This window comes from Streptomyces sp. C10-9-1, assembly GCF_024497955.1.
In the GTDB taxonomy this organism is placed as follows: domain Bacteria; phylum Actinomycetota; class Actinomycetes; order Streptomycetales; family Streptomycetaceae; genus Streptomyces; species Streptomyces sanyensis.
On sequence record NZ_JANHKP010000006.1, the window covers coordinates 1 to 11,785 of the forward strand.

12 protein-coding genes and 1 pseudogene are annotated in these 11,785 nt (G+C 76.9%); 7 read left to right on the plus strand and 6 right to left on the minus strand.

Annotation, left to right across the window (positions count from 1 at the left end):
• Positions 1 to 41 precede the first annotated feature (41 nt).
• From NPS70_RS09770 to NPS70_RS09785, 4 genes are all read right to left on the minus strand, one after another.
• Positions 42 to 728, minus strand: coding sequence for a response regulator transcription factor (locus tag NPS70_RS09770; protein ID WP_256523721.1), 687 nt, complete (start codon positions 726 to 728; stop codon positions 42 to 44).
• Entirely contained in the window at positions 725 to 1,996 is a 1,272-nt protein-coding gene (locus tag NPS70_RS09775; protein WP_256523722.1) for a sensor histidine kinase, read from the minus strand. Before NPS70_RS09775 ends, NPS70_RS09770 begins: the two co-directional genes overlap by 4 nt.
• Positions 1,997 to 2,164: 168 nt before the next feature.
• Positions 2,165 to 2,446: a hypothetical protein gene (locus NPS70_RS09780; protein WP_256523723.1), complete on the minus strand. Its 282-nt coding sequence runs from the start codon at positions 2,444 to 2,446 to the stop codon at positions 2,165 to 2,167.
• A 50-nt stretch (positions 2,447 to 2,496) separates the two neighbouring features.
• The gene (locus NPS70_RS09785; protein ID WP_256523724.1) at positions 2,497 to 3,291 is read right to left on the minus strand and encodes a PspA/IM30 family protein; all 795 of its coding nucleotides are present in this window, start codon (positions 3,289 to 3,291) and stop codon (positions 2,497 to 2,499) included.
• Between the two features lie 281 nt (positions 3,292 to 3,572).
• Between NPS70_RS09785 and NPS70_RS09790 the strand changes: the two genes are divergently transcribed.
• From NPS70_RS09790 to NPS70_RS09800, 3 genes are all read left to right on the plus strand, one after another.
• Positions 3,573 to 4,172, plus strand: coding sequence for a DUF3043 domain-containing protein (locus NPS70_RS09790; protein ID WP_256523725.1), 600 nt, complete (start codon positions 3,573 to 3,575; stop codon positions 4,170 to 4,172).
• 59 nt (positions 4,173 to 4,231) lie between these two features.
• Positions 4,232 to 5,002 (plus strand): class I SAM-dependent methyltransferase, encoded by a 771-nt coding sequence (locus NPS70_RS09795; RefSeq protein ID WP_374211975.1) that lies wholly within the window; start codon positions 4,232 to 4,234, stop codon positions 5,000 to 5,002.
• A 142-nt stretch (positions 5,003 to 5,144) separates the two neighbouring features.
• The gene (locus tag NPS70_RS09800) at positions 5,145 to 6,227 is read left to right on the plus strand and encodes a S1C family serine protease (protein WP_256523727.1); all 1,083 of its coding nucleotides are present in this window, start codon (positions 5,145 to 5,147) and stop codon (positions 6,225 to 6,227) included.
• A gap of 81 nt (positions 6,228 to 6,308) precedes the next feature.
• Here NPS70_RS09800 and NPS70_RS09805 read toward each other — a convergent pair whose 3' ends face one another.
• Entirely contained in the window at positions 6,309 to 6,518 is a 210-nt protein-coding gene (locus NPS70_RS09805) for a hypothetical protein (RefSeq protein ID WP_256523728.1), read from the minus strand.
• 102 nt (positions 6,519 to 6,620) lie between these two features.
• Here NPS70_RS09805 and NPS70_RS09810 point away from each other — a divergent pair, with 102 nt between their 5' ends.
• From NPS70_RS09810 to NPS70_RS09820, 3 genes and pseudogenes are all read left to right on the plus strand, one after another.
• A complete protein-coding gene (locus tag NPS70_RS09810) occupies positions 6,621 to 7,820 on the plus strand; it encodes a bifunctional adenosylcobinamide kinase/adenosylcobinamide-phosphate guanylyltransferase (protein ID WP_256523729.1) in 1,200 nt (399 codons plus the stop codon).
• Between the two features lie 80 nt (positions 7,821 to 7,900).
• Entirely contained in the window at positions 7,901 to 8,959 is a 1,059-nt protein-coding gene (locus NPS70_RS09815; RefSeq protein ID WP_256524012.1) for a nicotinate-nucleotide--dimethylbenzimidazole phosphoribosyltransferase, read from the plus strand.
• 525 nt (positions 8,960 to 9,484) lie between these two features.
• Positions 9,485 to 10,219, plus strand: a pseudogene (locus NPS70_RS09820) (hypothetical protein); the annotation flags it as partial.
• Here the strand turns inward: NPS70_RS09820 and NPS70_RS09825 are convergent.
• On the minus strand, positions 10,156 to 10,926 hold the full coding sequence (locus NPS70_RS09825) for a hypothetical protein (protein ID WP_308314995.1): 771 nt from the start codon (positions 10,924 to 10,926) through the stop codon (positions 10,156 to 10,158). The pseudogene NPS70_RS09820 and the gene NPS70_RS09825 overlap by 64 nt on opposite strands.
• 67 nt (positions 10,927 to 10,993) lie before the next feature.
• Between NPS70_RS09825 and NPS70_RS09830 the strand changes: the two genes are divergently transcribed.
• On the plus strand, positions 10,994 to 11,770 hold the full coding sequence (locus NPS70_RS09830; RefSeq protein WP_256523731.1) for an adenosylcobinamide-GDP ribazoletransferase: 777 nt from the start codon (positions 10,994 to 10,996) through the stop codon (positions 11,768 to 11,770).
• Positions 11,771 to 11,785 lie beyond the last annotated feature (15 nt).

Genomic DNA, 11,785 nt, shown 5'->3' on the forward strand with positions numbered 1-11,785 from the left:
GCCCCGGGCCCGCACGCTGACCGCCCGCCCCGGGCGGGCGGTCAGTCCGCCCCGGGGCGGACCAGGCCCGACTCGTAGGCCGTGACCACCAGTTGCGCGCGGTCCCGGGCGCCGAGCTTGGCCATGGCCCGGTTCACATGGGTCTTCACCGTGAGGGGGCTGACCTCCAGCCGCTCGGCGATGCGGTCGTTCGACAGGCCGCCCGCCACCAGGACGAGCACCTCCCGCTCGCGCCCGGTGAGCGCGGCGAGCCGCCCGCCGGGGTCGGGCACGCCGTCGCCCGCGCCGTACCCGCCGCCCTGCGCGAGGAACCGGGCGATCAGCCCCTTGGTGGCGGCCGGCGAGAGCAGCGCCTCGCCCCCGGCCGCGACCCGGACGGCGTTCAGCAGCTCACCCGGCTCGGCGCCCTTGCCGAGGAAGCCGGAGGCCCCCGCGCGCAGCGCCTGCACGACGTACTCGTCCACCTCGAAGGTGGTCAGGATGACCACCCGCACGCCGGACAGCCCCGGGTCCGCGCTGATCCTGCGGGTCGCGGCGAGGCCGTCGCAGTCCGGCATCCGGATGTCCATCAGGACCACGTCGGGCAGCTCGGAGCGGGCCAGCGCCACCGCCTGGTGCCCGTCGGCCGCCTCGCCGACGACCTCCATGTCCGGCTCCGAGTCCACCAGCACCCGGAAGGCGCTGCGCAGCAGCGCCTGGTCGTCGGCGAGCAGCACCCTGATCGTCACGCGTCCTCCCCCGTGCCGGCGGGTCCCCCCGCGGGGACCGGTCGGCCCGCGGACCCGAGGCGGGCGGCGCGGGCGGTCAGGGGAAGTATCGCCTGCACCCGGAAGCCGCCCCCGTGGCGGGGGCCGGCCGTGAGCACCCCGCCGAAGGCGGTGACCCGCTCGCGCATGCCGACCAGCCCGTGGCCGCCCCCGTCGGGCGGGGCCGCTCCGGTGCCGTCGTCGAGCACCGTGATCTCCAGGGTGTCGCCCACGGACACCACGCTGACCTCGGCCCTCGCCCCGGCCCCCGCGTGCTTGTGCACGTTGGTCAGCGACTCCTGGATGATCCGGTAGGCCGCCAGGTCCACGGCGGCGGGGAGCGAGGCGCCCTCGTCGGCGCGGGCCACCTCGACGGCCAGACCGGCCCGGCCGAAGGACTCGGCGAGCTCGGCGAGCAGGCCGAGGCCGGGGGCGGGCTCGGTCGGCGCCTCCGGGTCGTCGCCCTGGCGCAGCAGCCCCACGGTGGCCCGCAGCTCCTCCAGGGCCGAGCGGCCCGCCTGGCGGACATGGGCCAGCGCCTCCCTGGCCTGGTCCGGCCGGCGGTCCATGACATGGGCGGCCACTCCGGCCTGGACGTTGACGAGGGCGATGTGGTGGGCAACGACGTCGTGCAGGTCGCGGGCGATCCTCAGCCGCTCCTCGGCCACCCGGCGGCGGGCCTCCTCCTCCCGGGTCCGCTCGGCCCGCTCGGCCCGCTCCCTGATGGCGTCGACGAAGGCCCGGCGGCTGCGGACCGCGTCCCCTCCCGCGGCGGCGAGCCCCGACCAGGCCAGCACGCCGAGGTTCTCCTGGGAGTACCAGGGAAGGGTGCCGAAGAGCATCGCGGCCCCGGTGAGCAGGGCCATGGTCAGCAGCCCCGCCCGCAGGGTGGTGGGGCGGTCGGTGTGCGCGGCCACGGTGAACAGGGCGACGACGGCGCTCATCGCGACGGGGGCCGCCGGGTCCTCGGCCACCAGCTCCAGCACGGCGAGGGCCGTCGTGGCCCCGAGCACCGCGAACGGCCGGCGGCGGCGCAGCACGAGCGCCGAGGCGGCGAGCACCATCAGCACGGCGCTCAGCGGCTCCGGGGCACGGGTGCCGAAGGTCGGCCCGTGCGGCCCGTGCGGGTCGGTGAAGGACGCGGCCGCCATGCACAGCAGCACGGCGAGGGCGAGGGCGCCGTCGAAGGCCGCGGGATGCCTGCGCAGCCGGCGCCGGGCTCCGGCGCACCGGTCGGCGAGAGAGGTCACGGGGCGCAACGTTACGCGGTGGCGCCCGGCCCGGTGGGGGCTCCGGCGGGGCCGGGATGTGCGGGGCGCCGCCGTGCGGGGCACGGCGGCGCCTTGTGGAGCGGGTGCCGGGGAGCGGGGGGTGGAGTGCCGCCCCGGGCCGCCGGGGCCCGGGTGCCCCGCACCGGATCAGGGCCCGGGGATCAGGCCGTCGTCGCCGAGGAGCGCGCGGACCTCCTCCAGGGTCGCGTCCGGGGCCGGGAGGATCAGCTCCGACGGTTCGAGCAAGTCCTCGGGGAGGGGGGTTCCGTACGCGCGCACCTGGTCGAGCAGCTCGTGCAGGGTCCGGCGGAAGCCGGGCCCGTCACCGCTCTCCATCTCCGCGAGCAGTTCGTCGTCGAGCTTGTCGAGGCCGGCCAGGTGGCTCTCCGCCACCTCCAGCTGGCCCTCCCCCATGATCCGCACGATCATGTCGAGATCCTTCGCTGCCGATACCGGGCCCGGGCGGGCCCGGAGCGCCGTCACTGCTTGTCGAACCGGGGCGTGCCCTGCTGCTGGGCGTTGCCCTCCTGGCGGTCCGCGCCGCCTTCGATGGCCTGCTGCTGGGCCGGGCCGCCGGCCAGCTCGGCCTTCATCCGCTGGAGCTCCAGCTCGACGTCCGTGCCCCCCGAGAGCCGGTCCAGCTCGGCCTGGAGGTCGTCCTTGGCCAGCCCCGACTGGTCGTCGAGGGCGCCGGAGGCCAGGAGCTCGTCGATGGCGCCGGCCCGCGCCTGGAGCTGGGCCGTCTTGTCCTCCGCCCGCTGGATGGCGACGCCCACGTCGCTCATCTCCTCCGAGATGCCGGAGAAGGACTCCGCGATGCGGGTCTGCGCCTGGGCGGCGGTGTAGGTGGCCTTGATGGTCTCCTTCTTGGTGCGGAAGGCGTCCACCTTGGCCTGGAGCCGCTGCGCGGCGAGGGTCAGCTTCTCCTCCTCGCCCTGGAGGGTCTGGTGCTGCGTCTCCAGGTCGGTGACCTGCTGCTGGAGCGCCGCGCGGCGGGAGAGCGCCTCGCGCGCCAGGTCCTCGCGCCCGAGCGCGAGCGCCTTGCGGCCCTGGTCCTCCAGCTTGGTCGACTGGCCCTGGAGCTGGTTGAGCTGGAGCTCCAGGCGCTTGCGGGAGGTGGCGACGTCCGCGACGCCCCGGCGAACCTTCTGGAGGAGCTCCAGTTGCTTCTGGTAGGAGTAATCAAGGGTCTCGCGCGGGTCCTCGGCCCTGTCCAGGGCCTTGTTCGCCTTCGCGCGGAAGATCATCCCCATACGCTTCATGACACCGCTCATGGGCTTCGCGCGCCCCCTTCTGACGGACTGGGCTTCGGCACTCCAACAGAACCCACAGTACGGGCCCTGCATCCATTACCGCACTGTTCGGGAGCGGATGCGCTCCTCCCCAAGGACGACTGCGGACGGCGTTGATCCGGCCCAAGGAGTAGAAGACCGGTCAGGGTCCGCCGACCCGCGTCCGCTGTGTGGTGTTTCCGTCCTGTACGGACGCGTGCCGTTGCGGGATCGTTCCCCGCGGACGGCGGGTCCATGCCCGCCACCCCGTACCCTTGGGTTTCGTGTTCCGTAGCCGTTCCAAGGAAGAGAAGGCCCCCACCGGCAAGGTGACGGCGGACCTCTCCAAGCAGCCCCGAGACCCCGAGGCCCCCAAGGGCCGCCCGACGCCGAAGCGCAGCGAGGCACAAGGGCAGCGGCGCGCCCGTGCCAACAGCGCGCCGCTGGACCGCAAGGCAGCCATGCGCCGCCAGCGCGAGGCCCGGCGCGCGGACCTGGCGCGGCAGCGCGAGGCGCTGGCCACCGGTGACGAGCGCTATCTGCCACCCCGGGACAAGGGCCCGGTGCGGCGCTTCGTCCGCGACTTCGTGGACTCGCGCTTCTGCATCGCCGAGTTCTTCCTGCCGCTCGCGGTGGTGATCCTGGTGCTGAGCATGGTGCGCGTCGCGCAGCTCCAGAACATCGCCCTGCTGCTGTGGCTGGGTGTGATCGTGATGATCGTGGTCGACTCGATCGGCCTCGCGATCCGCCTGAAGAAGCAGCTGCGGGAGCGCTTCCCCGACGAGCCGAAGCGCGGTGCCGTCGCCTACGGCCTGATGCGCACCCTCCAGATGCGCCGGCTGCGGCTGCCCAAGCCGCAGGTCAAGCGCGGAGAACGGCCCTGAGCACCGCTGCCTCACCCGTCCCCGGCCCCGTGGCGGGGACGGACCCCGCCCCCGTGGAGGTGCCCGCGGGCCGCCCCCCTGCCGCGGGCGGCCTGCGGGACGCCGTGCGCCAGGAGCTGGTCGCCCGGCAGCTGGAGGAGCAGATCACGGCCCGCTACCCGGTCGGGCAGCGCCTTCGCGTGCTCGACGTGGGAACGGGCCGGGGGGCTCAGGCCCTGCGGCTGGCCCGCGCCGGGCACGCGGTGACCGGCCTGGAGTCGGACCCCGCACTGCTGGAGGCGGCCCGCGAGGCGCTGGCCGCCGAACCGGCCGGGATCCGCGCGAGGGTCCGGTTCGTCGAGGGCGACGGCCGGGACACCGGGGTGCACTTCCTGCCCGGCGCCTTCGACGTGGTGCTCTGCCACGGCGTGCTGATGTACGCCGCGGACGCGGACGCCATGCTGGCGGGTCTGGCCCGGATGCTGGCACCCGGCGGCCTGCTGTCGCTGGTGGTGCGCAACGGCGACGCCCTGGCCATGCGCCCGGGACTGGCCGGGAACTGGGCCGCGGCACAGGCGGCCTTCGCCTCGGACACCTACACGGACCGCTTCGGCCTCAGCGTGCGCGCCGAACGGCTCGGGGCCCTGACGGCCACGCTGGAGGGGGGCAACGCGCCCCTGCACGCCTGGTACGGCGTGCGGGTCTTCACCGACGGCGCCGACGACGAGGCTCCCCTGCCGCCCGCGCAGGAGTTCCAGCGGCTGCTGGCCGCGGAGGAGCGGGCCGGCCGCACCGACCCCTACCGCCGGGTGGCGGCGCTGCTGCACCTGTGCGGCGTCCGCCGCGGTTAGGGCGCCGTACCGGGCGGCCCGCCGGAGACCGGCGGGGCGCCCCGCGGCCGCCCGCCCGGCGATGCGGCGGCATCCTGCCGCGGCCCCCTGTTCGGCGGTGCACGACGGGCAGGCCCGCCGCCGCGAAAGGGATACTCCGGGCATGAGCGCTCCCCCGTACCGCGCGCCCTCCCGGCGGCTCCCGGTGGCCGCGGCGGCCGCACTGGGCGCGGCCGTCCTCGCGGCAGGCTGCTCGGCCCCGCCCGTGCCGCAGGCGGCGCCGGCGCCGAGCCGGGGTGCGCGGGCCGCGGCCCCGGCCGCCGCGAACGAACTGGAGGACGACTACCAGTCCGTCATCACCCGGGTCCTTCCGTCGGTCGTGCAGATCGAGGCGGGCGACAGCCTGGGCTCGGGCATCGTCTACGACGACCGGGGCCACATCGTCACCAACGCGCACGTGGTCGGCGCCGCGCGGTCCTTCCGGGTCACCGTGGCCACCGGGGACCGGCCGCTGCCGGCGACCCTGGTGTCCGCCTACCCCGAGCAGGACCTGGCCGTGATCCGGCTGGGGAACCTGCCGGACGGTCTGCGCCCCGCGTCCTTCGGCGACTCCGCCTCGGTGGAGGTCGGGCAGATCGTGCTCGCCATGGGCTCCCCGCTGGGCCTGGCCGGCAGCGTGACCCAGGGCATCGTCTCGGCGACCGGCCGCACGGTGACGGCCGACGCCTCCGGCGGCGGCGCCGGGGCGACCATCCCGAACATGGTGCAGACCTCGGCCGCGATCAACCCCGGGAACAGCGGGGGCGCCCTGGTCGACCTGGACGGCGAGGTCATCGGCATCCCCACGCTGGCGGCGCGGGACCCGGGCCTCGGCGAGGGCGCCGCGGCGGGGATCGGCTTCGCCATCCCCGCGTCGATGGTGACGACCGTCGCGGACCAGATCATCGCCTCGGGCCGGGTCACCGACTCCGGCCGGGCCGCGCTCGGCATCACCGGCCGCACCGTCCTCGACGACGACTACAACCCCTCCGGGGTCGCGGTGGTCGAGGTGGTCCCGGGCGGCCCGGCCGACCGGGCGGGGCTCAGGGCCGGGGACGTCATCACCCGCCTCGGCGACGCCGAGGTCACCACGATCACCACCCTGGCCGAGGCGCTGGCCCAGGAGCAGCCGGGGGACCGGGTGGCGGTCCGCTACACCCGGGGCAGCGCCCAGCGCACCGCCGAGGTCACGCTCGGCGAGGTCTGACGGGCCGCTCCCGCGCGGGAGCGGCCCGCGGGACGGGCGTGCGGGCCCGGGCGGCGCCGGGCCCGCACGCCCGTCAGCGCCTCACGCCTCCTCGGCGTGCAGGCTCATCGGCCCGTAGACCACCGCCCCGTCCTCCGAGAGCACGACCTGGTCGGCCCCGCCCTCCTGGAGCTGCTTCCAGTACTCCCCGATCCACGACTCGGCATCGCCCTGGGTGGTGAACTCCTCGGGCTCCACCGCCGGCGGCACCTCGGTGCCGTCCGCCTTCTCGAACCGCCACGTCCATGCCATGTGCGCCTCCCGGGTACCCGGCTCGTGCCACTGATCACTGTCGTGCTGCCCGCAGCGTAGCCGGGCGCGCACCCGTCGCGGGGACACGGGAGGATCAGGGGCGTGGACGTGACTCTGCTCGGCACCGGCGCCCCCGCCGGCCTCCCCCTCCCCGACTGCCCCTGCGCCGTCTGCGGGTCCGCCCGCGGCACGGAGGCCCGTGCCCCGACGGCCCTGCTGGTGGACGGCGCCCTGCTGCTCGACCTCACCCCCGGCGCGGCGCTCGCGGCGGCACGGGCGGGGCACTCGCTGGCCGGGGTCCGCCAGGTCCTGCTGACCCACCCGCACGACGGTCCGGCGGTGGACCTGCCCGCCGGGCTGCCGACCGCCGGGCGGGTGCCGGACGGGCGGGTGCTGACCCTGATCAGCGGGCACCGGGTGCGCGCGATGCCGGTCGACCACCCGGGCACCGGCTACGAGGTCACCTCCCCGGAGGGCGAGCGGCTGCTCTACCTCCCCCCGCTGGCCGCGCCCGCCGGGCTCGCGGAGGGCTCGGCCCCCTACGAGATGGTCCTCGCGGACGTCGAGGGCCGCCCGGACGGCCTCGCCCGCCTGCGGGCCGCGGGGGCCGTCGGCGCGACCACGGACGTGGTCGCCGTGCACCTGGGCCACGAGGCGCCCGGGGGGCCGGAGCTGGCCCGGCGGCTGGCCGCCTCGGGCGCCCGGGCGGTGCCGGACGGGACCACGCTCGCCGTCGGCGAGTACCACGCCGTGCCGGACGTGCCCCGGCGGACCCTGGTGACGGGAGGGGCGCGCTCGGGCAAGTCGCTGGAGGCGGAACGGCGCCTGGCGGCCTTCCCCGGCGTCGTGTACGTGGCCACCGGCGGTACGCGGGACGGGGACGCCGAGTGGGCCGCCCGGGTCGGCGCCCACCGCGAGCGCCGCCCCGGCACCTGGCTGACCGAGGAGAGCCGCGAGCTGGTGCCCCTGCTCGCGGCCGAGGGCCCCCCGCTGCTGATCGACTGCCTGTCGCTGTGGCTGACCGACGCGATGGACCGGGCGGGCGCCTGGGACGACGCGCGGTGGGCCGACGGCGGGGAGCGGGAGCTGCGCGAGCGGACGGCCGCCCTGGTGGCCGCGGTCCGCGCCACGGAGCGCACGGTGGTCGCGGTGACCAACGAGGTGGGCTCGGGAGTGGTGCCCGCGACGGCCTCGGGACGCCGCTTCCGCGACGAACTGGGCCGTCTGAACGCGGCGTTCGCGGCGGAGTGCGAGCAGGTGCTGCTGGTGGTGGCGGGCCAGGCACTGGTCCTGCGGCGCTGAGGCTCCGGCGGGCGGACGCGGAAGGAGCGCGGCCCACCGCGGCGTGCGCCGCTGCCGGTACTGTTCGGCGAATGAGCAGGTTGAATCTCGACGACTTCTCCGATCTGATCGAGCGCCCCGACGGCGGCATCCGGCGTGCGGCCGAGGAACGGCGGGAGCGCCTGGTCGTGCCGGCCGGTGCGCTGGGGCGCCTCGACGAGCTGGCCGAGTGGCTGTCCGCGGCCCAGGCCCGGGTACCGGCGCGGGCGGTCGAGCGTCCGCGCGCGGTGCTCTTCGCCGGCGACCACGGCGTGGCCCGGCTGGGTGTCTCGGCGCGGGAGTACGGCACGGCGCACGAACTCGTGCGGGCGGTGCTGGAGGGCGAGCGGCCGGTGGCGGTGCTGGCCCGCGCCGAGGGCGTCCCGGTGCGGATCGTCGACGCGGGCCTGGACTGCGACGAGGAGCTGCTGCCCGAGGAGGTCGTGCGCCACCGGGTGCGGCGGGGCTGCGGGAGCATCGGCTCCGAGGACGCGCTGACCGTCGAGGAGGCGGAGCGCGCGGTCCGCCTCGGCATGGCGGTGGCCGACGAGGAGGCGGACTCGGGAACGGACCTGGTGGTACTGGGCGACCTGAGCGTCGGCGGCACGACGGCGGCCGCCGTCCTGGTGGCCGCGCTCTGCGGCACCGACGCCTCGGTGGTGACGGGCCGCGGCGGCGTGCGGATCGACGACCTGGCGTGGATGCGCAAGTGCGCGGCGGTGCGGGACGCGCTGCGGCGTGCCCGGCCGGTCCTCGGCGACCAGTTGGAGCTGCTCGCGGCGGTCGGCGGCGCCGACCTCGCCGCGATGACGGGCTTCCTGCTCCAGAGCTCGGTGCGGCGGATGCCGGTGGTCCTGGACGGAGTGGTGTCGGCCGCCTGCGGCATGGTGGCGCAGCGGGCCGCCTTCCGGTCGCCCGACTGGTGGCTCGCCGGTCAGCTCAGCGGGGAGCCGGCGCAGGCGAAGGCGCTGGACCGGCTGGCGATGGTGCCGCTGCTGGACCACGGTGTGACGGTGGGCGAGGGCGCGGGGGCGATGCTGGCGCTGCCCCTGGTCCGGGCGGCCGCACGGCTGGCGGCGGAGCTGCCGGAGCGGGCCGCGGAGCCGGCCGCCGCGGAGTAGGGGCCCGGGGAAGGCCGCCCCGGGAGCCGGTTCCGGGGCCTCGGTCAGGACCTGGCCGTCACCCGTGCTGGCACGCTGCCGTCCGTCCCCGCGGCGGGGCGCTCCGCCGCGGGACACGCCCACCGCGGGCCGCCGTCGGTCCGTCGCACCGCGTCCTTCCCCCGACCTGCCGGGTGCGGTGGGGGCCTCGTGCGGCGGGCCCCTGCGGCGGGGAAGGCCCGCACCCGGGACCGCCGGGAAGGCCCGGAGCCGGGGAGACGGGGATCACTCCGGTCGCGCTGAACTCCGCGCTGTCCGGACCGGTCTTCGGACAGGGCCGCGAACCGGCGCGGGACGGGTGCCGGGGGCCGCGGGCTGCCCGGCTCCTTCTCCCACCGGTGCCGGACCGGGCCCCCGTACCGGGCGCACGCCCCGTACCGACCGATCCGGGAGCCGCGATCCATGCTGTTCGAGACGTCAGCCGCCGTGCCGGGCGCCGGGCCTCCCCGGGCGGCCGCGCCGGGGCCGCCGGCCGGGGCGCCGGCGGTGAGGCCGGCGGCGGGGCCGCGCAGGAGGGCCGCCGCCTTCGCCCGCCGGGAAGGGGGGCCGCTGTACGCGGCCGTGCGCCGGGGCCTCGCCGCCCGGCGCCTGCGCGCGGTCCCCGTGACGCTGGCGGCGGTGGGGCTGACCGGCGCCTGCTATCTGCTCCAGCACACGCCGGCGGGCCTCGGCCTGGTCCGGGACGCGGGCTTCGTCAGGGCGGAGGACCCCCTCTGGCTCGCGCTGCTGCGCACCCCGCTGTCCCTGTTCGTGCCCGCGCTCGACCTGCCCGTGTGGGGGGCCCTGGCGCAGCTCCTGGTGGTCTTCGGGATCGCCGAGATCGCCGTCGGGCGCCGGGCCCTGCTCGCCGTGGCCTGCCTCTCCACCCTCGCGGGGTCGGCGTACGCCCGCATCGGTGTGGCGCTCGGCCCGGACGCCCTGCTCGGGCTGCCCGCCTCGGACGCGCGGATCGCGGACACGGGGCCCTCGGCCGCGGTGGTGGGGGTCGCCGTGTGGGTCTGCCACCGCTACCGGGCCCGGCTGACCGGGGCCGCGGTGGTCGCCGCCATGGTGGTCGAGGCGGCGGTGAAGCCGAACCTCGCGGGCAAGGAGCATCTGGCGGCGATCGCGGCGGCGCTGGTGCTGTGCGCGGGGGACGCACTGCGGCAGCGGCGGCGTCAGCGTTCCCCGTCGGGCGCCCCGGGCTCCTCGGAGCGGTCCGGCGCCCCGCCGATCAGGTCCTGGAGGGCACGGCGCGGCTTGGCCCACCTGCGGTCGTGGTGGACGGCCCGCAGCGTGGCCCGCGCCCTGGCCCGCGGCCGGTTGCGGTAGAAGCGGCGGGCCCAGGGCGAGTCGGGACGGGCGAGCCGCACCGCTCCGACGAGGGCGACCAGGGGCACCAGGGTGCCGATGAGCCCGAGGCGGAGCTTGCCCTTGGCGAACGAGACGATGACGAAGACGAAGTTGCCGATGAGCGTGGCGATCAGCGAGGCGCGGCCCTGCTGCTCCTCGTCGGTCAGCCCGTTGACGCCCAGCGGGGAGGCACCGCTGAGGGTGAGCAGGGCGAGGGCCGTGGCGAGCACGACGACCTCGACGCTCTGGCGGCCCTGCTCGCTCCAGTACACGTCGTCGAGGTGGAGGATCAGGGCGAACTCGTCCAGGACGAGGCCCGCGCCGATCCCGAAGATCACCGCGCAGACCGCCAGGCCCACCCCCTGGCGCGCGCTCCCGACGGCACCGAAGCCGCCGATGACGGTCAGCACGACGCCGGGGACCACGTGGTGGATGTGCATCCCGCCGGGCGTGACGTTGCGGAAGGGCCCCTTGCCGGCCCGGATCATCCGGACCACGACCCGGGTGACGGCGAAGGTCAGGACGAAGGACGCCAGCGCCAGGAACATGGGGAGCTTCCCCGGCTCGACGATGTTGCGATAGAACCAGTGACCCATACCCTCTGCTCCCGTTTCGCGCGTTATGCGCAACTTACCGTCCGGAGCGGCGGGCTACCCTCGCGCCGTGACTGCACTGCACGGCATCCGCTTCGCCTTCGGCACCCTGACCGTCGTCCCCGTGCGCGTGACGCGCTGGGACCGCGCCGCCGCGCGCGCCGGGATGCTCAGCGCCCCCCTCGCCGGCCTCGTGGTGGGCGCGGCGGCCGCCGCGGCGGGCTCCGCGCTCGCCCTGTTGGGCGCCGGCGCGCCCCTGGCCGCCGTCGCCGCGGTGGCCGTCCCGGCCGCGCTCACCCGCGGACTCCATCTGGACGGCCTGGCCGACACGGCGGACGGGCTGGGCAGCGGCAGGCCCGCCGAGGACGCCCTGCGCATCATGCGGCAGTCGGACATCGGGCCGTTCGGGGTGGTCACCCTGGTGCTGGCGCTGCTCGCCCAGACCGCCGCGCTCGCGGAGCTGTTCGCCCGGGGCTGGGCGCACGGCGCGGCGGCCGCGGTCCTCGCGGCCGTGGCGGCCCGGCTCACGCTCACCCTCGCCTCCCGGGCGGGGGTGCCCGCGGCCCGCCCGGAGGGTCTGGGCGCGGCGGTCGCCTCGGTCGTCCCCGTGGCGGGGGCCCTCGCGGCCGCGGCGCTGGTGACGGGGGCCGCCGCCGGGGCCGGGGGGCTGCTCGGCGGTCCGGCCGCCGCCGCCCGGGCGGCGGCGGCCGTGCTGGTGGCGCTCGCCGCCGGGCAGCTGCTGCTGCACCGCTGCGTACGGCGCCTGGGCGGAGTGACCGGCGACGTCTTCGGCGCCCTCGCGGAGACGGGGGCCACCGCCGCGCTGGTGGTGCTCGCGCTGGGATGACCCCCGTGCCGGGGC

Bases quoted from the DNA above. Each gene is read 5' to 3' on its own strand.
- NPS70_RS09805 (WP_256523728.1), bottom strand. From the start codon at position 6,518: ATGGCATGGACGTGGCGGTTCGAGAAGGCGGACGGCACCGAGGTGCCG.
- NPS70_RS09780 (WP_256523723.1), bottom strand. From the start codon at position 2,446: ATGATCGTGCGGATCATGGGGGAGGGCCAGCTGGAGGTGGCGGAGAGC.
- NPS70_RS09800 (WP_256523727.1), top strand. From the start codon at position 5,145: ATGAGCGCTCCCCCGTACCGCGCGCCCTCCCGGCGGCTCCCGGTGGCC.
- NPS70_RS09785 (WP_256523724.1), bottom strand. From the start codon at position 3,291: ATGAGCGGTGTCATGAAGCGTATGGGGATGATCTTCCGCGCGAAGGCG.
- NPS70_RS09825 (WP_308314995.1), bottom strand. From the start codon at position 10,926: ATGGGTCACTGGTTCTATCGCAACATCGTCGAGCCGGGGAAGCTCCCC.